This is a genomic window from Rhizobium johnstonii 3841, from assembly GCF_000009265.1.
Lineage (GTDB): Bacteria > Pseudomonadota > Alphaproteobacteria > Rhizobiales > Rhizobiaceae > Rhizobium > Rhizobium acaciae.
In genome coordinates this window covers 1,054,985-1,074,058 of sequence record NC_008380.1, presented here as the reverse complement: position 1 = coordinate 1,074,058, position 19,074 = coordinate 1,054,985, and the positions used below count along the sequence as shown (strand labels likewise).

At 61.1% G+C, this 19,074-nt stretch carries 18 protein-coding genes and 1 pseudogene; 11 read left to right on the top strand and 8 right to left on the bottom strand.

What is annotated here, in order from left to right:
• Positions 1–2 precede the first annotated feature (2 nt).
• Positions 3–290, top strand: a pseudogene (locus RL_RS05165) (pyruvate kinase); the annotation flags it as partial.
• A 55-nt stretch (positions 291–345) separates the two neighbouring features.
• On the opposite strand, the gene RL_RS05160 reads toward RL_RS05165, so the two are convergent.
• The 3 genes from RL_RS05160 to RL_RS05150 form a co-directional block, all read right to left on the bottom strand.
• A complete protein-coding gene (locus RL_RS05160) occupies positions 346–1,692 on the bottom strand; it encodes an SLC13 family permease (RefSeq protein WP_011650730.1) in 1,347 nt (448 codons plus the stop codon).
• Positions 1,693–1,788: 96 nt separating this feature from the next.
• Entirely contained in the window at positions 1,789–3,303 is a 1,515-nt protein-coding gene (locus RL_RS05155; RefSeq protein WP_011650729.1) for a malonate--CoA ligase, read from the bottom strand.
• A complete protein-coding gene (locus tag RL_RS05150; RefSeq protein ID WP_011650728.1) occupies positions 3,300–4,724 on the bottom strand; it encodes a malonyl-CoA decarboxylase in 1,425 nt (474 codons plus the stop codon). Before RL_RS05150 ends, RL_RS05155 begins: the two co-directional genes overlap by 4 nt.
• Positions 4,725–4,901: 177 nt before the next feature.
• On the opposite strand from RL_RS05150, the gene RL_RS05145 reads away from it, so the two are divergent.
• Entirely contained in the window at positions 4,902–5,552 is a 651-nt protein-coding gene (locus RL_RS05145; protein ID WP_041936185.1) for a GntR family transcriptional regulator, read from the top strand.
• Between the two features lie 84 nt (positions 5,553–5,636).
• Here the strand turns inward: RL_RS05145 and RL_RS05140 are convergent, their stop codons facing one another.
• The 4 genes from RL_RS05140 to RL_RS05125 all read right to left on the bottom strand — a co-directional run bounded on the left by RL_RS05140 (position 5,637) and on the right by RL_RS05125 (position 9,576).
• Complete coding sequence (locus tag RL_RS05140; RefSeq protein WP_011650726.1) at positions 5,637–6,383, bottom strand: GntR family transcriptional regulator; 747 nt, start codon at positions 6,381–6,383, stop codon at positions 5,637–5,639.
• 163 nt (positions 6,384–6,546) lie between these two features.
• Positions 6,547–7,677: a sugar phosphate isomerase/epimerase family protein gene (locus RL_RS05135; RefSeq protein ID WP_011650725.1), complete on the bottom strand. Its 1,131-nt coding sequence runs from the start codon at positions 7,675–7,677 to the stop codon at positions 6,547–6,549.
• 88 nt (positions 7,678–7,765) lie between these two features.
• Positions 7,766–8,638: an amino acid ABC transporter permease gene (locus RL_RS05130; protein WP_011650724.1), complete on the bottom strand. Its 873-nt coding sequence runs from the start codon at positions 8,636–8,638 to the stop codon at positions 7,766–7,768.
• Between the two features lie 5 nt (positions 8,639–8,643).
• Positions 8,644–9,576: an ABC transporter substrate-binding protein gene (locus RL_RS05125; protein WP_020048733.1), complete on the bottom strand. Its 933-nt coding sequence runs from the start codon at positions 9,574–9,576 to the stop codon at positions 8,644–8,646.
• A 502-nt stretch (positions 9,577–10,078) separates the two neighbouring features.
• On the opposite strand from RL_RS05125, the gene RL_RS05120 reads away from it, so the two are divergent.
• From RL_RS05120 to RL_RS05095, 6 genes are read left to right on the top strand one after another with little or no spacing between them, the layout of a single operon-like run.
• Positions 10,079–11,314 carry an ABC transporter ATP-binding protein gene (locus RL_RS05120; RefSeq protein ID WP_011650722.1) on the top strand — a complete coding sequence of 412 codons (1,236 nt, stop codon included), beginning with the start codon at positions 10,079–10,081 and terminating at the stop codon, positions 11,312–11,314.
• Positions 11,311–12,360 carry an ABC transporter substrate-binding protein gene (locus RL_RS05115; RefSeq protein WP_011650721.1) on the top strand — a complete coding sequence of 350 codons (1,050 nt, stop codon included), beginning with the start codon at positions 11,311–11,313 and terminating at the stop codon, positions 12,358–12,360. The genes RL_RS05120 and RL_RS05115 overlap by 4 nt, the downstream gene beginning before the upstream one ends.
• Positions 12,361–12,369: 9 nt before the next feature.
• Positions 12,370–13,197, top strand: coding sequence for an ABC transporter permease (locus RL_RS05110; RefSeq protein ID WP_041936184.1), 828 nt, complete (start codon positions 12,370–12,372; stop codon positions 13,195–13,197).
• Positions 13,190–14,011 (top strand): ABC transporter permease, encoded by an 822-nt coding sequence (locus RL_RS05105; RefSeq protein ID WP_011650719.1) that lies wholly within the window; start codon positions 13,190–13,192, stop codon positions 14,009–14,011. Before RL_RS05110 ends, RL_RS05105 begins: the two co-directional genes overlap by 8 nt.
• Positions 14,012–14,055: 44 nt before the next feature.
• Positions 14,056–15,480 carry a M24 family metallopeptidase gene (locus RL_RS05100; RefSeq protein ID WP_011650718.1) on the top strand — a complete coding sequence of 475 codons (1,425 nt, stop codon included), beginning with the start codon at positions 14,056–14,058 and terminating at the stop codon, positions 15,478–15,480.
• A gap of 1 nt (position 15,481) precedes the next feature.
• On the top strand, positions 15,482–16,153 hold the full coding sequence (locus RL_RS05095; protein ID WP_011650717.1) for a flavin reductase family protein: 672 nt from the start codon (positions 15,482–15,484) through the stop codon (positions 16,151–16,153).
• 135 nt (positions 16,154–16,288) lie between these two features.
• Here RL_RS05095 and RL_RS05090 read toward each other — a convergent pair whose 3' ends face one another.
• Positions 16,289–16,690 carry an acyl-CoA thioesterase gene (locus tag RL_RS05090; RefSeq protein WP_028742755.1) on the bottom strand — a complete coding sequence of 134 codons (402 nt, stop codon included), beginning with the start codon at positions 16,688–16,690 and terminating at the stop codon, positions 16,289–16,291.
• Positions 16,691–16,977: 287 nt separating this feature from the next.
• Between RL_RS05090 and RL_RS05085 the strand changes: the two genes are divergently transcribed.
• The 3 genes from RL_RS05085 to RL_RS05075 all read left to right on the top strand — a co-directional run bounded on the left by RL_RS05085 (position 16,978) and on the right by RL_RS05075 (position 19,021).
• On the top strand, positions 16,978–17,913 hold the full coding sequence (locus tag RL_RS05085; RefSeq protein WP_011650715.1) for a histone deacetylase family protein: 936 nt from the start codon (positions 16,978–16,980) through the stop codon (positions 17,911–17,913).
• A 2-nt stretch (positions 17,914–17,915) separates the two neighbouring features.
• Entirely contained in the window at positions 17,916–18,167 is a 252-nt protein-coding gene (locus RL_RS05080; protein WP_003545921.1) for an exodeoxyribonuclease VII small subunit, read from the top strand.
• 86 nt (positions 18,168–18,253) lie between these two features.
• The gene (locus RL_RS05075) at positions 18,254–19,021 is read left to right on the top strand and encodes an SDR family NAD(P)-dependent oxidoreductase (protein WP_041936531.1); all 768 of its coding nucleotides are present in this window, start codon (positions 18,254–18,256) and stop codon (positions 19,019–19,021) included.
• The last annotated feature ends 53 nt before the right edge of the window (positions 19,022–19,074 follow it).

Sequence of the window (19,074 nt, the reverse complement as noted above, 5' to 3'; positions counted from 1 at the left end):
CGATGCATCGCAATCGCAGGGCCAAGATCGTGGCGACTGTCGGGCCCGCAAGCGCGTCTCCCGAAATGCTGAAGTCGCTATTCGAAACGGGCGTCGACACGTTTCGCCTCAACTTCAGCCACGGTTCACACGAGGATCATGCGGCCGTCTTCAGATCGATCCGCGCATTGGAAAGAGAAGCGGAAAGACCGATCGGCATCCTGCAGGACCTCCAGGGTCCGAAAATCCATGTCGGACGAATTCGAAACGGCGCGATTTCGGTTTCGAAAGGAGATCGGGTCCGCTTCGTTGGCCGCCGCCGGCCATGACCTGCGGCGGAAAGCGATGGTTCCTGGCAGCCGGTCGTCACACCAGCCCGGACACGACGAACACCAACCAGGCGACGATCGGGCCGATGATCGCGATCAGCGCGCTGTAGATCAGCAACTGTCGCAGCACCTGTTCTCGCCTGTCATCCGGCGCATTGGCGACGACAAGCGCGCCGTTGGTGGAAAATGGGCTGGTATCGACGATCGTCGTCGAGATCGCGATCGCCGCGACCACGCCGATGGCGCTGACGTGTCCTTGCAGGAGGAATGGAACGGCAAGCGGGATGATCGCGCCGAGCAGCGCGGTCGAGGATGCAAAGGCCGAGACGATGGCGCCGGTAAAGCAAAGCAGGAGCGCCACCAGCAGCGGCATGCCGAGACTGGATATGCCGTTCGCCACGTAGTCGACAGTCCCGGCCTTCTCCATGACGCCGACATAGGTGATGATGCCTGATATCAGCAGCACGGTCGACCAGCTGACCTTGTCGATTGCTGCCTTCTGAGTCTTCGGTGACAGCAGCGCCAGCGCGACGGCCACGGTCATGGCGACGAGGCCGACGTTGAACTTGAAAACCAGGGCGCCGATGCCGAGCGCCGTCAGGCCGATCAAGGTGGTAATTCTCTCATTGTTCAGGCGCAATGTCGTCGCGGTATCGGCCGCCGTACCATAGGCATGCTCCCTGATCGGTTTTGCCGGCGTGCCGCCGTGACCTCTGATCGACTCCGATACGCCCTCGGGGTGGAGTTCGGGCAAGGGGCCAAGTGATGCGGGATCCTGCTTCATCACCTTTGCGCCGCCGAAAACGAAGAAGACCAGCACCGCGATCGCCAGGTTGAAGAAGAAGCTGGAGAGAAACAGCGAGGTCGGCGCGAAAGGCAGGCCGGCCTTCGCAACGATCTGGTTGGTGATACCGCCATAGATGCTGATCGGCGAAAAGCCGCCCGCCTGCGCGCCGTGGATCACCATGAGGCCCATCATGACCGGGTGGATGCGGTACTGCACGGCAAAGCTCAACGCGACGGGTGCGAGAATGGCGACCGCGGCAGGCCCAAGCGCACCGAAACCGGTAATGATGGCGGCGACCAGGAACATCACCCAGGGAATCAAGCCGATCCGCCCGCGCACCAGGCGGACGGCACATTCGACGAGCCAGTCGATCGTGCCGTTGATCTGCGCTATGGCGAAAAGGTAGGTGACGGCGACGAGCGTCAGGAACAGATCACTCGGAAAGCCGGCAAAAATATCGCTGGTTTTCATCCCGATGATCATCGAGCCGAGCACGAAGGCGCCGGCAAAGGCGAGCGCACCCATGTTGATCGGCTGGATCGTCGCAATGATGAACATGGCGACCAGCAGGCCTATGGCCAATAGTTCAATACCCATGATTCCCCTCCCTCCGACGCCTCCAGCGCCGTAGTTGTTGTGTTCAAGATTGATGCGGGATGTCGACGCACCCTCCTCCCAGAGGGCGCAGCCGCCTTACCTCCTGGTATAAAGATCGGCGTATTGCTGCCGCAGGATATTCTTCTGAACCTTACCCATAGTGTTGCGCGGCAGGTCGTCGGCGAAGATGATGCGCTTGGGTTGTTTGTAGCGGGCGAGACGGTCCTGGAGGGCGCTGACGATGGTCTTTTCATCGAGGACGGCGCCGGGCTTACATACGACGACAGCCGTTACGCCTTCTCCGAAATCGGGATGCGGCACACCGATCACAGCGCTCTCAACCACACCCTCGATCTGGTCGATCTCGCCTTCGACCTCTTTCGGATAGATGTTGTATCCACCCGAGATCACCAGATCCTTGCCGCGACCGACGATGTGGACATAACCTTCCCGGTCGATCTTGCCGAGATCGCCGCTGATGAAGAAACCGTCGGCGGTGAATTCGGCCGCGGTCTTTTCCGGCATGCGCCAATAGCCCTTGAAGACGTTCGGTCCCTTGATCTCGATCATGCCCGTCTCTTCAGGTGGCAGCACGAGCCCGGTGGCGGGATCGGTGACGCGCACCGTCACATCAGGCAGCGGGAAACCAACCGTTCCGGCAATCCGTTTGCCCTCATAGGGGTTGGACGTGTTCATATTGGTTTCCGTCATGCCGTAGCGCTCGAGAATGGCGTGACCGGTACGCGCATGGAACTCGGCATGGGTTTCGGCCAGCAGGGGAGCCGAACCGGAAATGAAGAGGCGGATGCTGGCGACCGCCCCTTTTTCGAGGCGCGGGCTTTGCAGGAGGCGCACGTAGAAGGTCGGCACGCCCATCAGCATAGTTGCCTGTGGCATCAGTGAAACGACCTCGTCGGCGTCGAATTTCGACAGCAGGAACATCGAGGCGCCGGCAAGCAGTGTGACGTTCGTGGCGACGAACAGCCCATGCGTGTGGAAGATCGGCAAGGCATGGATCAGCCGATCGTCAGCGGTGACGCGCCAATAGTCTCGCAAGGTCAGGGCGTTCGAGAGCAGGTTCCCATGCGTGAGCATCGCCCCCTTGGAGCGTCCGGTCGTTCCCGACGTGTAGAGGATCGCGGCCAGATCATCCGCGGAACGCGAGGCATCGACAAAGTCGGCCGGCTCATCGCGTGCGAGATCCAGCAATGAGCCGCGGCCATCAGCATCGAGCGTTTCGACGATCGCGCCGTGGCGCTTGGCGATTGTCTCCACGCCGCCTCGAGCCGCCGGCGCAACCACCACCAAACGCGGCTCCGCATCGCCGATAAAGTAATCGAGCTCAGCCAGCGTATAGGCGGTGTTGAGCGGCAGGTAGACGGCGCCGGTTCGAAGACAGGCGAGATAGAGGATCAACGCCTCGGCACTTTTCTCGACCTGCACCGCCACCCGGTCGCCGGGGCGAATGCCGAGCGCGTCCATCGCGCCGGCAATACGGCCGGAAAGAGCGATCGCGTCATCATAGGTCCATGTGCGCGCGTTATCGATCCGGATGAACGGTGCGTCACCGGGCGCGGCAGCCCGCATGGCGTCGAAAAGATGGTTGCTCACTTTCGCCCTCCTCCAAGCGTTGAGTTCATTATGTTTGCGAATGGCCGGGAGCCTTGCTGGCCATTGCCGCTACCGCGGCCTTCGTCGTTCTGGTTGAGCAAGCTCTTGACGGCAGGCGAGGCAATCACTTCGCCGCGCTGCGCCAGAGCCTCATGGTTGGCCACGATGTCATCGAGCTTGTAGAGGTAGTTGACCATCAGGCCGTGTGCCTGCTGCATCGCCTTGGTCGAGCGGTCGCCAAGAAAATTCAGTCTTTCCAGTCGAGCGCCGTTGCCGAGATGGAAGCGGGCGACAGGATCGACCGGGCGGCCCTCCGGCGTCCGTTCGGTCAGGAAATAGCGCGCCGCAAGAGGCAGCAACACGCGCTCCACTTCCGTCGCCATCTTCTCGTTGTCAGGCCAGTTCGGATCGTCCAGCAGCATCAGCGTTTCGCGGGCCGTTTCGGATAAGAACCGATCGGTGGCCGAGGCACGCGCCTTGGCAAGCCAACGGGCAAAGCCTGGAACGGGCGACAGCGTGACGAAATTCTTCAGGCCAGGCAGGTCTCTGCGCAGGTCTTCCACGACCTGTTTGATCAGGAAGTTGCCGAACGAGATCCCACGCAAGCCATCCTGGCAGTTGGAGATCGAATAGAAGACAGCCGTCGTCGCCTCGTCGGCATTGATCTGCTCCCTGCCCTCGACCAGCACATCTCCGATCGCCCTCGGCACCGATCGTGTCAGCGCCACCTCGACGAACACCAGCGGCTCGTCTGCCAATCGGGGGTGGAAGAAGGCAAAGCATCGGCGGTCGGCCGGTGCCAAACGACTGCGCAACTCCTCCCAGCCGGCGATTTCGTGCACGGCCTCGTATTTGATGATCTTTTCAAGGATATAGGCCGGCGTCGACCAGTCGATGGGTCGCAGCGTGAGAAAGCCGCGATTGAACCAGGAGCCGAACAGATGCGTGAAGTCGGCGTCAAGCGCGTGATATCCTGCGGATTGGTCTTTGGAAGCAAGCAGCTGCTCACGCATCCGGACAAGCTTGGCGGTGCCGTTCGGCGCGTGATTCAATCGGCGCAGAAGCTCCTGTCGCCGCGGCTCGGCTGCCTGGTGGAGAGCAATGATCGCGGCAGAGCTTTTGTCGGTGCGGTAATTTTCAATCGCCTGGTCGAGCTTGGCCGTGTCGGGGCCGAACTTTTCATGCAGCATATCGAGGAATGCCTGCGCGCCCTCGCTCTCGAGCGCGCCCCAGCGATCGAGTATCTCGGCAGCAAGCGCCATGCCCGAGGCTTCGCCCCGGCTCGACAGCAGCGTTTCACAGAGTGTCTGGAGATCGGCCTTGGCTGCGACCTGCGTGGCGCGCGAGCCGGAAAACAGAAGCTGGCGTCCGCGATCCGTGATGCTCTGCAGCATGTCGGTGAAGAAGGAAGCCTCAGACATGCCATTCTCCTCTCTTCTGCTGGTATTTTCTGTTGGGTCGGCTGGGTGCGGACCGTTTTTGACGGCTGCTTCCCATCGTCGGGTTTCACCGGTAGTATGTAGAATGCCACTCTTCGTACACGAGGTCAATGATCGTGTATACAAGAAGTGCTTTTATGTATGAGGGAATTGAAACGAATGTCCGAGAATGTCGGCCGATGGCTTCGCGATGAGATTGAAAATTCAATTCTTTCCAACGAGTTCTCCCCCGGTGAGCGGCTCGACGAAACAGTGCTTGCGACGCGTTTCGGGGTCTCCCGCACGCCTGTCCGTGAGGCGCTGATGCAGCTCGATGCGATCGGCCTCATCGAAATTCGACCGCGCAGAGGCGCAATCGTCATCGATCCGGGGCCGCACCGCGTCTACGAGATGTTCGAGGTGATGGCCGAATTGGAGGGCCTGGCCGGGTCGCTCGCCGCACGACGGCTGGACAAGGCCTCCCGGGAAGCGATCACGGCCACCCACAGCCGCTGCGGGCAATCAGCCTCTGCCGGTGACAGCGATGCCTATTATTACGACAATGAGGAATTCCATAAGGCCATCTATGCGGCCGGCCGAAGCGAATTCCTCGAGGAGCAATGTGTGCAGTTGCACCGGCGCCTGCGGCCTTATCGCCGCCTCCAGCTGCGCGTGCGCAACCGTCTGTCGACGTCCTTCTCAGAACATTGCGCCATCGTCGACGCGATCTTTGCCGGAGACGGAGATGAAGCCCGCCGCCTGCTGCGGACGCATGTCGGCATTCAGGGAGAGAGGTTCAGCGATCTGGTCGCAAGCATGGCGGTCAGATGATTGGACTGCTGGAGTAATCTCAAGCGGCAGGAAAGCCCCACACCCGCGCGATGGAACTCGTCATCCGATGCGCGCGGGTCTCCGTCAGGAAAAATTCTCCAGCACGGCCAGGAATGTGTGCCGGTCGCCCTGCCCTTCGGTCAGGCGCACGCGACCCTCGATGTCGGCGAGATGGTGGTCCATCAGTTGTTGCGCCTTGGCGAGGTTCTTCTCCTTCAGGGCGGCAACGATCATGCGATGGTGGTCCGCGCCGCAGTCGTCCTTGCGGTCCTCTTCGTATAAGGACATGACGAGGGAAAGCCGAGCAACGATCTTGGCGAGCACTTCGGTCAGCACCGGGTTGCCGGCGATTTCGGCAAGCACGATGTGGAACTTGCCGGACAGAACCGTCTTCGACTTTTCGTCGCCGTGGTGGTGGATGTGCTCTTCTTCATCCGTCAGCTTCTGCAGCGCATCCAGTTGCTCCGGCGTGACGCGGGCGATCACCAGTTCGAGCAGCAGGCCCTCGATCTTCCGGCGCGCCTCGAAAAGGCTCTTGGCCTGCTCGACGCTCGGCTCGGCAACGAAAGTGCCGCGGTTTCTCTTCCGCTCCAGCAGGTGGTCGCTTTCAAGCACGCCGAGCGCCCCACGCACCACCGTTCGGCTGACACCGAAATGCTCGGCGATCGCTTCCTCCAGGATTTTGGTGCCGGGCTTCAGCGCACCCTCGCCGATGGCGGCGGCAAGCGTGGAGCGGATGCGTTCCGAAACATCGTCATTGGTATCGGTGCTTTCCACCGGCCCATTGGCCGCTGTCATCACTTTGGCACTCTGACGGCGCATCTTCCTCATTGCAGTCTCCAAATTGCCTCTGGCGGCTCGGCGTGGATTCGATTGATCACCAGATATCCAAGCGCCGTAATTATTTCCATAAGAATATTTTTGCGTAAATAATTCCGGCACCAGCATTTCGATAGGCGGTGCCGGCGGAAAAACGCCGGCACCGCCTCGGGACTCAAGCCGCTTTCTGCTTCTTTTCCGGCACGGACAGGGCAAGGCCCTTTTCGGCGCAAACCGTCTCGACATGACGCGCCGACTGCCGGATGAAAGCGATTGCCTCGTCGAAACCGTAGGATTGCACCTCATAGGTCGGATAGCCGTAGCGGCTGCTCTCATAGGTCTCCCAGTCGAGAACGGCCCCGGAGGCGACCCGTTTCTCATAGGCATCCACCATCGCCATATAGGCCGCTAGCTCATCCGCCGTCAGGTCGGGGTGGCCGGCGCGCCAGATAGGATCGTCGATCTCGATGCACTGGCGCGGATTGGCCTTGCGCGGCTTGTCGGCGACAGACTGGGCAACCTCCAGCGACAGGTTCAGCGTCGGGTTGGCCTCCGCAAGAATGGGGAGGATCGCAGCAAAATCGACGATGCCGCCGCCAACGGGTCTGGTCTGGAAATCGAGACCACCTGGAGCGCGCCCGACATAGGCATCCTTGATATGGGTCTGGCGGATATAGGCAGCCAGGCGCTTGGCGGCGAAGACCGGATGCTCGCCCCGCTGCAGTCCGTTGGCCGTGTCGAAGACGACGCCGACGCAATCGGCGCCGACCCTCTCGATCAATCGCAGGATCTCGAAGGAGGTGATCTCGTCATGGGTTTCGATGTTCATGTGCGCGCCGTTGGCGCGGGCGACGGGCGCCAGCTTGCGGAGGACCTTTTCGATCCCGAGCAACTGCTCTTCCCAGGTCACATCGGTGCGGAAGCGGTCATTGGCCAGCCGGCCGCGATATTCGCCCTTGAAATTGCCCGGAGCGACCCAGAGCTCATGGCAGCCGATTGCGGCACTTGCCTCGATCATGCGTGTGAAACCGGCAATGATATCGCCGCCGCCGGCGGCCCGGAGTGCCGGTTCCTCGGCGCTGCAATAGGGATTGATCTTGCCGATGCCGCTTTCGAGATAGAGGCCAAGGTCGTCGGCCTTCGCCCTGATCTCGCGCAGCAGGCCGCTGTCGAGGTCAGGGCTCATGTCCAGCGCCGTACTGAAGAAAATGCCTGCGAGCCCAAGTTCCTTGACGTGATCGAGGCTTGCCAAAGGCCCCCGCTTCTTTGCCTCGGGCAGCTTTATGCTGTCGATTCCCAATTTCATGTGATGCTCCTCTGCTGTTTCCTGATGGGGCGCGCTGCACTGGCGACCCCTTCGTTGTTGATCTCAATTCACGTCGATGGATCCGCGATCACGCCCGTCCGGGGGCGCGAGGCTTCTCTGCTGTCCGGCCTTTCGGAACGAGACTCTTTTCGAGATAGTGCTGGCCTATGGATGCGACGCTTGTGATGGCGAGGTACCAGATCGAGGCGACGAACAGCAGTTCGATGACGAGGAAGTTCCTGGCGTAGATCGCCTGGGCCTGCGTCAGCAGATCCTGCATGCCGATGACCGAGACGATGGCGCTGGCCTTCAGCATGCCGATGGCCTGGTTCCCCGTCGGCGGCACGATGATACGCGTAGCCTGGGGCATGATGACGGTGAAAAAAGTCTGTGTCTTTTTCAGCCCGAGCGCCGTGGCCGCTTCGCGCTGGCCGCGATCGACCGCAATCAGGCCACCGCGGATGATCTCCGACATGTTCGCGGCTTCGTGCAGTCCGAGTGCGAGGAAGCCGGCCAAGGCCGGCGTCACCAGATCGTTGATCGAAATGGTGAAGCTTCCCATCCCGACCTGCGGGATGAAGAGGGCGATATTGAACCAGAAGAAGATCTGGACAATCAACGGCACGCCGCGAAACCACCAGACGAAGCCGGCGGCGATCACCTTGAGAACCGGGTTCTGGCTCGTCGCCATCAGCGCCAGCAGGCATCCAAGCACGATGCCGAACATCATGGCGCCTGCCGTCAGTTCAAGCGTCAGCAGCACGCCACGCAAGATCGAAGGATCCACCAGATAGCGAGGGATCTCGGACCACTGGATGCTCTGGCTCTGCCCGACGACGAGCGAGAAGAAGGCCAGCGCTGAAATCGCGATGGCACCGGTTGCGATCTGCCCCCAACGCATCGGTCTTCCGACCGATGGCGCAAGGGAGAGCGATATGGGTGACGCTTGAAACAAGGCCATCGGCGTCAATCCGCAGGCATGCTGGCGGCATCGTTGACCTTGACGGTCTTCACGGCCAGCGGTCCGAGGCTCCACTTCTTCATGATGGTCTCGTAGGCGCCGGAGTCCACCATCTGCTGCAAGGCGGCAACGACGCTGTCGCGCAGCTGCGGATTGTCCTTGGCCGTCAGCATGCCGAGATAACCGACGGCAAGGCGGATATCCGGCAGCGCCTGCAGGCCCTTGCCGTTTCCGGTCTGGTGTTCGGTGGTGTAGACGCTGGTGGCGTAACCGTTGACCGTGGCGTCAGCCCTCCCGGTGCGGACGGCCTGCAGCACATCCGGCATTTTCGGGATCGACATGATGTTGACCGGGGTCGCGCATTTGGCCGATGCCGCCTCGACCATCCTTGCCTGGAAGGTACCGACGGGAACGGCGACCTTCTTGCCGCACAGATCCTCCATGCCCTTGATGGCGAGAGGATTGTCCTTGATCGTCATGATCGTCGTCGCGTCATACATATAGTCGATGACGTCGACCTGCTTTTCCAGCTCCGGATCGTCGTTGATCCCCGAGATCGAGATGTCGAAGCGCTTCGCCAATATGGAGGGCACGATGGCCGCACCCGCGCCGACATCGGTCATCTCAACATCGACACCCAGGATGACACCGAGTGCGGCAGCGATATCGGCATCGATGCCGATCAGCTTGCCGTCTTCGCCATGAAAGCTGATCGGCGGTGTCAGGTCGGTCGCGACCTTCAGCACACCCGATGACTTGATGGAGGGCGGCAGCCCGTCGGCCAGTTTCTGGGTGAGGACGACACCGGGGAGCTTGGCGACATCGGCGTCGGCCGTCATCTTCTCGGCGGCACCGCCGGCAGCGTAAGCAGAGGCCGCGATCAAAGTGACCATCGCTCCGGCAACTCCGGCCTTCAAGATTTTCTGGATGCGCATCATGTGATCCCCTTCATTTTGGTACCGGTGAATTCTCGGGATCATCCATGCAATCGCCGTGCCACTTGCAGTTCTTGATCAATAATTATCTGATATCACTAGGATTTTTGTTGATGACGATATTTCGGAGAAAGTTTCGAACTATAATTCGCATAAAGTTTCGAACATAGAATGCACAATTTTTACGCTCCAGGCCCCGCCGCATCATTTTTGACAGTCTCATTCGCCCCCAAGACCCAAAAACACCTATTCAGAGGCCAAAACCCGCGCTTTTCGGCGATTGATCGCCCGCTCAGGGGCCGTGGCTACTTCCATCTTATGCCCATTTAATATACGGCACTGGCGAAAATTTATACAAAAAGTAAATGCGAATTTCAAATCGAATGATTATTATTACAAACTTTCGAAACTTTATAAGTCAAAAATATCAGTTTATTTTCATATACTTGTCAGCGTCGGCAACGACGAACGGCAAAACTGGCACGCCGCTTGCAATTCGTTTCTCATGAACAAGCTCGACGCAAAATTTCTCGCCGGACCGCATCTCCGTCTTGTGCCGGAGACCGCGCAGCAATCCGTGACCTCGACCCAGAACCAGGGAGGCCCTATGCCAGGCATACCGAATACAGCTGAACGCAAACGGCTCAGCGTTCAGGGCCTCACACACAGCTATGGCGGCCAGAATGCCATCAGCGACGTGGCCTTCGATATCGAGGCCGGCGAGATCGTTGCCCTGCTCGGGCCGAGCGGCTGCGGCAAGTCGACCGTGCTGCGCGCCATTGCCGGGCTGATCCAGCCGAAGACCGGCAGGATTGAGCTGGGAGATCAGGACCTCGCCAATGTCTCGGCCCGCTCGCGCGGCGTCGGCATGGTCTTTCAGAACTATGCTTTGTTTCCGCATCTGACGGTCGCAGAAAACATCGCCTATCCGCTCGCCTGCCAGAAGCTTCCTCGCACTGAGCGCAAGGCGCGCGTCGAGGAGATGCTGTCTCTCGTCAGGCTCAAGGATTACGGCAACCGCCTGCCGCGGGAACTTTCCGGCGGCCAGCAGCAGCGCGTCGCCGTCGCCCGCGCCATCGCCGGGCGACCTTCCCTTCTGCTTCTCGACGAACCCTTCGGCGCGCTCGATCGCGCCCTGCGTTTCGATCTGCAAGTGGAACTGCTGCACCTCCAGAAGACGCTCGGCATCACGACGCTGATCGTCACGCATGACCAGGAGGAGGCCCAGAGCCTCGCAAACCGCCTGGTGCTGATGAACAAGGGCAATGTCGAGCAGATCGACACGCCGATGACCGTCTACGATCGCCCGAAGACGCTTTTCGTCAACACCTTCATCGGCCAGGCAAACCTGCTCAACGGAACGGTGCTGCGCCTCGATGCCGACAGCACGCTGATCGGCCTTGCCGATGACCGGACCCTGCTCCTGCCGCGCCGGCTGAACTTCACCCTCGGCTCGAAGGTCACGATCACCTTCCGGCCGGAAGAGGTTCGCCTGTCGACGCAGCCGAGCGAGAGCACCCTGCCGGTTCGCATGACGGTTTCGGTGCCGCTCGGCCCCTCCCTCGTCCATGACCTTGTTCTGGAAGACGGAACGGGCCTGCGCGCCTCCGAGGTCAGAGGCCCCACCACATTCATTCCCGAACCGGGAACGCAGCTATTTGCCGAGATCGACACCGCAAGGTGTCACGCCTTTCCGGCCGAACCGGAAATCATGAGTGAAGAAACAATTCAACAGAGGTGAACGTGATGAAGGACTTTCAGATTACCCGTCGTGGGTTCGGTTTCCTGGCGGCCGGTGTTGCCGCATCGGCCATGCTTCCATTTGCCGCCCGCGCTGCCGGCGGCGGAGCCGTTGCCGCCACTTTCCCGGGCAGCTGGGAAGATGCCTACCGCACTGTGCTGACGCCGATGGTCAAGGATGCAGGCTATGACCTGACCATTGCCCCGGCGATGGCGCAGGACCAGCTTGCCAAGATCATGGCGAGCCCCGGCAACCCGCCCTATGACACGCTGCTGATGTCGCCTGGCCAGATGGCCGTCGCCATCGAGAAGGATCTCATCCAGAAGATCGATCCGAGCAAGCTCAAGAACTGGGGCATGCTCGATCCGTCCTTCCAGGGCGAGTACGGCCCGACCGTGACCATCGAGGTCAACGGCATCGCCTACAATCCCGATCTCGTTCCGAAGCCGAAGGGATATCGCGATCTCTTCGAAAACCCGGCCTATAGCGGCAAGGTTTCCTGGACCGGCTTTGCCTCGAACACCGCCGTCATGGCCTATACCGAGATCGCCAAGATCTTCGGTTCCGGCCCGAACGACATGGACGCCGTCTTCAAGCTGTTCAAGGATCATCCGGAGCATCTGAAGGGCGTGGTCGACAGCACCAACCACCAGATGACGCTGTTCCAGCAGGGTGAAATCGCCGTTTTCATGTGCTCGACCGGCAATGTTGCCCGCCTGAAGAGCCTCGGCCTCAACGCCGAGTTCGTCCAACCCGAAACCGGCTCGCCGGCAGCCCCCGTCAATATCCACCTGACCAAGGGCACGGCCAATCTCGACGCGGCCTATGCCTATATGGATGCCGCGATCTCCAAGGCCGCCCAGGACCTGCTCAAGGAGCCGCCCACCGAGATGTTCCCGACCAACAAGGACGTGGCGCTGACGCCAGGCATCGAAGCCTATGTCACCCGCGACCAGATCAAGACCATGGTCTATCCGGACTGGGTCGCGATCAACAAGAACCGCGACGGCTGGATCCGCCAGTTCGACGCGCTGGTTGCCGGTTGAGGTGATGTGATGAAGGCGAGCGGCTTCCCATACGTCCTACCGATGCTGTTGCTTTCCGTGGCGTTCTTCGCAACGCCGCTCGCCGTCCTCGTCGGTTTCAGCTTCGCCGGCCCCGGCGGAGCAACCCTCGAACATTATGCCCGCTTCTTCGGCGACGCGTTCAATTTCCGCGTCCTCGTCAATACTGCAAGGCTCGGGCTCGAAACCGTCATCGGCACGACCTTGCTCGGCGTGCCGATCGCGCTTCTCTACTGGCACGGCGGCCGAAACCTGCGGCAGGTGCTGATCTTCCTGACGCTCATTCCGATGCTGACCAGCAATGTCGTGCGCACCTTCGCCTGGATCGTCATCCTCGGACGCCAGGGGCCGATCAGCGAAGCGCTGGTCGCGCTCGGCCTGACGGGGATGCCGACCAGCCTGCTGTTTACCGAACTCGGCCTGGTCATGGCCATGTGCCAGATCGACCTGCCGCTGATCATCCTGCCGCTGATTGCCATCCTGTCACGTACGCCGGTGCAACTGACGGAAGCGGCTCAGGTTTCCGGCGCCGGCCCCTGGCGCATCTTTGTCACCGTGCTTTTGCCGCTGATGCTGCCGGGCCTGCTGGCGGGCTGGATCCTGGTTTTTGCCAGCACCAGCAGTTCCTTCGTCACCCAGGCCGTCATCGGTGGCGCCCGCAACGTCTATGTTCCGCAGTTGATTTACCGCGAAGTCGGCACGCTGTTCGACTGGCCGCTGGCCTCGGCCATCGCCGTCGTCCTGCTGCTGTCCACCGGCTGCCTGCTGGTCGCCCTTACCATGATATCCCGTCACAGGAGGTTGGTCGGTCATGCGTGATCGTCGCGAAAATCCCATTCCCGTCATGCTCTACAAGGCATTCGTCTACGGTTTCGGCGGCCTCTGCGTCATCTATCTCGTCGCACCGATCGTGATTGCGCTGACGATGTCGTTTACCTCGGGGCAGACATTGAAATATCCGCCGCAGGGCTTTTCGCTCAGGTGGTATGCGGCGCTGCTCGATCCCGTTCGCTCGGCAACCGAACATATCGCCGCCTGGAACTCGCTGAAGATCGCCGGCCTTGCCGTCCTCGGATCGCTGATCTTTGCGGTTCCGGCAACCATCGGCATGACGCGCATGAAGCGCAGCACTGTCGGCACGATCGAGCCGCTGCTGCTCGCCCCGCTCGTCCTGCCGAGCCTGGTCTACGGTCTTGCCGCCTTGATCGTCGCCAATTTCATCGGCTTCAAGCCGTCGCTCTGGCTGACCGTATCAGGCCATGTCGTCGTCTTCGGGCCGCTGATGTACCGCGCCGCCTCCGTCGTCGCCCAGGGTCTCAATCCCTCGCTTGCCGAGGCATCGACGACGATGGGCGCGAGCTGGTTCATGACACTGCGGCGCGTCACCCTGCCGCTGCTGATGCCCGGCATTCTGGCCGGCGCATTCCTCGTCTTCATCCAGTCGCTCGATAATGTGTCGGTGTCGCTTTTCCTCGCCGATGCCAGAACGACCGTCCTGCCGCTGCGCATGTTCGCGCTGATCGAGGAATCGCTCGATGTGCGCGTCGCGGCAATCTCCGGAATTCTGATTGGCGTGACGCTGGTGGGACTGCTTGTTGCCCGGCGTGTGCTCGCGCCGCCGCGGCAGGCCTGAACGATCCGTCATTGACCTATGCTTGAATTAGAAGGAACAAACTCATGAACATGCGCGCGACAAACGCAGGCGCCTATCGGATGGGATCGCTGCTGGCCGATTTCCAGCCGGATTTCGATTTCTCCGCGCCGCTGCCGCTTCCTGTCGAAGAGTTCGAGGATCGCCTTCGCAGAATTCGCCGTCAGGCGGTCGAAGCCGGTCATGACGCGCTGGTCGTCCATGCCGGCAGCGTCGGCTGGTTCCACGCCTCGAATGCCTATCTGCGTTACATCTGCGACTGGATGCGCGAAGGCGTGCTGATCATTCCGACCGATGCCGACAAGGCGATGGTGCTTCTCTCCTTCTTCACTCAATCCGTCCTGCTTCCGCCGGGCGGCGAGCCCGTGCTCGTCGACGAAATCTGGCAGATCGGCCCGATCGGCCGCGAATATGCCGACCGCCCCGGCGATTCCGTCCTCAAGACCGCCGAGAAATGTGCCGAGGTTCTCGCCAGTCTCGGTCTTGCCAAGGCGCAGATCGGCAGGATCGGCGACCGTACGTCTCTGACCTTCTGGTCTGCGCTCGACGAGTTGATGCCGAAGAGCAAGTTCGTGGCCGACAACGCCATTCTCGACCGCATGCAGAAGGTCCGCTCACTGCCCGAGATCGAGATGTTCCGCGCCGCCGCCCAGTTGATCAGCATCGGCACGCAGGCCGCCTATCATGTGGCGAAGCCAGGCGTCACCGACCATGAAATCCTGGCCGTCTTCACCTATGCGCAGATGGCACTCGGCGGCGAAACCGGCGACGGCTACCAGATCGGCATCAATGAATTCGGCACCCATTGCGGCAAACCCTATGGCCACATCGTCCGGCCCGGCGACCTCATCAACCTCTATATCTCCAACGTCACCTATCGCGGCTATACCGCCCAGACCGCCCGCATGATCGCGGTCGGCGATATCAGCAGCCATCAGGAGGATGTGCTTGCCGCCTGCACCGAAGGCGTCAAGCGGGCCGAAAAGCTGATTAGGCCCGGCGCATTGATGCGCGACGTCAACAATGCCGCCTTCGAGCCGATGATCGAGCGCGGCATGCTCACCTCAGCCGAGGCGCGAACCATGCCCTATAACTGGTCGCCGATGGAAGATGGCGGAGCGCGCCTGATCCCCAATCAATATGTGAAGGACATCGACTGGGAAGCGCAAGGCCGCAAGCTCATGCACGTCTATCCGGCAACGCACGGACCGCACAATCCGAACCTCGGCCATTCGGTCGGCATGGCCGGCGGCCAGAACAGCTTCAACATCTCCTCGCATAACTACGACAGGATGGAGGAGGGCATGGTCTTCGTGCTGCACACGCAATGGCTGGAGCCGTTGTCGGCCGGCTGCAACATCGGCGACATGTATGTCGTGACCAAGGACGGCTTTGAGAACCTCAGCCGCCATACCCCGCTTGAAACCCACCGCGTCGCAGCCGAGGCCTGACATGACCCATCATAAACAACACACGCATTTCGATTTCGCCAAGCTGACCGAGCGCGAGCGTTACAAGATCCTCATCGGCACGGTCATTCCCCGCCCGATCGCGCTGGTGACGACGGTGAGCAAGGAAGGCCTGCCGAATGCCGGCCCGTTCAGCTTCTTCAACGTCCTGACCCACGACCCGGCAATCGTTGCCATCGGCGTCGAGAATTATGCCGACATGCGCTTCAAGGATACCGCCCGCAACATCCGCGAAACCGGCGAGTTCACGGTCCATATCTGCGATGACGCGCTTGTCGACCAGATGGAAGTCTGCGCCATCAAGTTCGGCCCTGAGGTCGACGAACTCTCGGAAGCCGGACTGGCAACGGCGCCGGGACAGATGGTCAGAAGCCCCCGCATCCTGGCAGCACCCGCCGCTCTCGAATGCCGCCGCCACACCACCTTGCAGGTCGGCCCGGCGCGCGAGATCATCCTCGGGGAAGTGCTCGGCGTCTACGTCAGAAGCGACGCGGTCAATCCGACGAACCTGCATATCGACCAGCAACTGATGGACGCCGTCGGCAGGATGGGTGGCCATACCTATGCGAGGACGCGCGACCAGTTCGACATCAAGACGCAGACCAAGGAGGAGTGGAGTTCGCGAAAGAGCGTTTCAGAGCCGGTCAGCGCATAGCCGGGCTTGGCATATTCCAGCGTAATCCGGCTATTCAGCGGCCGGAAAGAGCGCTCCCGTTTCTCGGAGGCACTGAAATGCCTTCTTTTGGTTTTCGCGCAACTCCCGGGAAAACCGTTTCGCCTTTGGAATCCCCTAATTCAAAAATCGATAAAGCCAGTCGCGCGTCTCCTCGGGCAGCGAGGCCGGCGACTGGTCTTCGGGGGCGTGGGCCTGCCAGATGATTTCCACCTCGGCGGCGCGCTCCTCGCCCGTATCGATCGAAATGAGGAAGCCGATGGAGCGCACGCCGATCTTGTCGATGGTGGCGGTGAAGGTTGCCGGCTCGTCGTAGTGCAGCGGACGGTGGAGAAAGCAGGAAACTTTGCTGGGGCTATAGACGGGTTCGTCATCGACATCGGGCCGTGAGGACCAGAAGCTCGCAAGCACGGACTCGGCATAGGAAATATAGGAGGCCAGAAACATCTGGCCGTTCATATCGACATCGCGAAACGGCACGCGTATTTCCGCCACATCCGGGCGTTCCGACTGACTCATCAACAGATCTGCCCTACTGAGTTCCCCATGGCAACATTACTGCATAATTGCTTATACCGGAACTAGCTTAAGGATAAAATTACGCAATAGTTCAAAGTGTTACAGTATCCTTTGCACGCCTGAAAAGATGCGGCGCCGTTGCCATGGACCGGCTCGACGAAAACTGCGCAAATGAGACAGTGTGATAGGTCAACGGTCGGCAGGCGCGGCAAGAGCGCTTGTTGAAATCGTCAGGCGATGCCCCATCTGCTGTGGCACATGACATAAGCGACCGATAGAGTGTCTTCATGAGCACCCGTCTTTATGAACACCCGATCTTCCTGGAACATGTCACGCCCGCCGGCCATCCGGAGCGATCGGACAGGATCCGCGCCATCAATGTCGCGCTGGAACATCCGAATTTCGAGCGGCTGGAGCGTCGGCCGGCGCCGCAGGCGAACGAGGATGCGGTGCTGCTTGCCCATCCGGAGGAACATCTCATCGCCGTCATGCGGGAGATCCCCGAGGAAGAGGGTGAGATCAACCAGATCGAAGCCGACACCTATGCCAGCAGCAAGAGCCTGCAGGCGGCGCTGACCGGCATCGGCGGGGCGATGGCGGCGGTGGACGATGTCTTTACCGGCCGGGCCGACAATGTCTTCGTCGCCGCCCGCCCGCCGGGGCACCATGCCGAGAAGATGACGGCGATGGGCTTCTGCTTCTTCAACAATGCGGCGATCGCCGCCCGGCATGCGCAGAGGACGCATGGCGCCGAGCGCATCGCCATTGTCGACTGGGACGTGCACCACGGCAACGGCACGCAGGATATCTTCTGGGACGATGCTTCGGTGCTGTTCTGCTCGACGCATCAGATGCCGCTCTATCCCGGCACCGGCGCCAAGGACGAGAAGGGCAAGCACAACACCATCGTCAATGCGCCGCTGTCGCCGAATGTCGGCAGCGACCATTTTCGCGAGGCGTTCAAATCGCGCGTGCTGCCCGCCCTTGACGATTTCCGGCCGGATCTCATCATCATCTCCGCCGGCTTCGACGCGCATCACCGCGATCCGCTGGCGCAGATCAATCTGACCGGCGAGGATTTCGACTGGGCGACCGGGCGTGTGCTCGAACTCGCGGACCGGCACGCGAAGAACCGGGTCGTCAGCCTGCTCGAAGGCGGTTATGATCTCGAGGGACTCGCCGAATCGGCGGGCATGCATATTCTGAGAATGATGAAGGGTTGAGAATGACTGACAGCGCCAAGCCGGAGGTGTCCGGCCTTTCCTTCGAAAAGGCGGTCGCCGAACTCGAAAGCATCGTCGCCCGGCTGGAACGCGGCGATGTGGCGCTGGATGAATCGATCGAGATCTATGAGCGCGGCGAAGCGCTGAAGAAACATTGCGAAACGCTGCTTTCGGCCGCCGAAAACCGCATCGAGAAGATCCGGCTCGACCGCGCCGGCAAGCCGCAGGGCGTCGAGCCGCTCGACGGCGCCTGATGCGGCAAACTCCCTTTTGAAGGTGCTTGGCTATCGGCTTCGGACCGATCTATGATCCCTTTGCAAAACAGCGAGGGGACATGGGAATGACGGACAGGTTGAAGGGCAAGGTCGCCATTATCTCGGGCGGCGCGACCGGCATGGGCGGCGCCGCTTCGAAGCTTTTTGCGGCGGAAGGCGCGCGTGTTGCGATCATCGACCGCAATGGCGATGCAGCCGCAGAGACCGTGAAGCAAATCCGTGATGCCGGCGGCAAGGCCGATTGCTGGACGGCCGACGTCTCGGACGAAGCCGCCGTCAATGCCGCCGTCGCCGGCGTCGAAAAACGTTACGGTGCAGTCACCGTGCTCTTCAATCACGCCGGCACGATCGTCATCAAACCTTTTCTCGAAACGACCGTTGAGGAATGGGATTGGCTGCACGCCGTCAATGTGCGCTCGATGTTCCTGATGACCAAGGCCGTGCTGCCGAAGATGATCGCCAGCGGCGGCGGGTCGATCGTCTGCACCTCGTCGATCTCGGCGGTCGCCGCCACGCCGATGGAAGTGCTTTACGACACGACCAAAGGGGCCGTGCATATGTTTGCCCGCGCCATCGCGGTGGAATTCCGCGACCGCAACATCCGCTGCAACGCCGTCTGCCCCGGCTTCATCCGCACGCCGCATGGCCTGCGCGAGGTGGCTGACCTGCAGGCGCTCGGCGTCGACGTTTCGGATGCCGCCATTGCCGCGCAGCAAGGTCGGATCGGCGAGCCGGAGGATGTTGCGCGGGCCGCGCTTTATCTCGCCAGCGACGAGTCGGGCTTCGTCAATGGCGCGCATCTCTTCGTCGACAATGGTTTTACCGCGATCTGAGCCGGCGCGCGTCCGATTGGACGTGCGGCGCTCGAGGCGCTATCTGTGGGCGA

Excerpts from the sequence above, each read along its gene's own strand:
- RL_RS05160 (WP_011650730.1), bottom strand. The coding sequence starts at position 1,692 with ATGGGTATTGAACTATTGGCCATAGGCCTGCTGGTCGCCATGTTCATC.
- RL_RS05150 (WP_011650728.1), bottom strand. The coding sequence starts at position 4,724 with ATGTCTGAGGCTTCCTTCTTCACCGACATGCTGCAGAGCATCACGGAT.
- RL_RS05145 (WP_041936185.1), top strand. The coding sequence starts at position 4,902 with ATGTCCGAGAATGTCGGCCGATGGCTTCGCGATGAGATTGAAAATTCA.
- RL_RS05140 (WP_011650726.1), bottom strand. The coding sequence starts at position 6,383 with ATGAGGAAGATGCGCCGTCAGAGTGCCAAAGTGATGACAGCGGCCAAT.
- RL_RS05135 (WP_011650725.1), bottom strand. The coding sequence starts at position 7,677 with ATGAAATTGGGAATCGACAGCATAAAGCTGCCCGAGGCAAAGAAGCGG.
- RL_RS05130 (WP_011650724.1), bottom strand. The coding sequence starts at position 8,638 with ATGGCCTTGTTTCAAGCGTCACCCATATCGCTCTCCCTTGCGCCATCG.
- RL_RS05125 (WP_020048733.1), bottom strand. The coding sequence starts at position 9,576 with ATGATGCGCATCCAGAAAATCTTGAAGGCCGGAGTTGCCGGAGCGATG.
- RL_RS05120 (WP_011650722.1), top strand. The coding sequence starts at position 10,079 with ATGAACAAGCTCGACGCAAAATTTCTCGCCGGACCGCATCTCCGTCTT.
- RL_RS05110 (WP_041936184.1), top strand. The coding sequence starts at position 12,370 with ATGAAGGCGAGCGGCTTCCCATACGTCCTACCGATGCTGTTGCTTTCC.
- RL_RS05105 (WP_011650719.1), top strand. The coding sequence starts at position 13,190 with ATGCGTGATCGTCGCGAAAATCCCATTCCCGTCATGCTCTACAAGGCA.
- RL_RS05100 (WP_011650718.1), top strand. The coding sequence starts at position 14,056 with ATGAACATGCGCGCGACAAACGCAGGCGCCTATCGGATGGGATCGCTG.
- RL_RS05095 (WP_011650717.1), top strand. The coding sequence starts at position 15,482 with ATGACCCATCATAAACAACACACGCATTTCGATTTCGCCAAGCTGACC.
- RL_RS05090 (WP_028742755.1), bottom strand. The coding sequence starts at position 16,690 with ATGAGTCAGTCGGAACGCCCGGATGTGGCGGAAATACGCGTGCCGTTT.
- RL_RS05085 (WP_011650715.1), top strand. The coding sequence starts at position 16,978 with ATGAGCACCCGTCTTTATGAACACCCGATCTTCCTGGAACATGTCACG.
- RL_RS05080 (WP_003545921.1), top strand. The coding sequence starts at position 17,916 with ATGACTGACAGCGCCAAGCCGGAGGTGTCCGGCCTTTCCTTCGAAAAG.
- RL_RS05075 (WP_041936531.1), top strand. The coding sequence starts at position 18,254 with ATGACGGACAGGTTGAAGGGCAAGGTCGCCATTATCTCGGGCGGCGCG.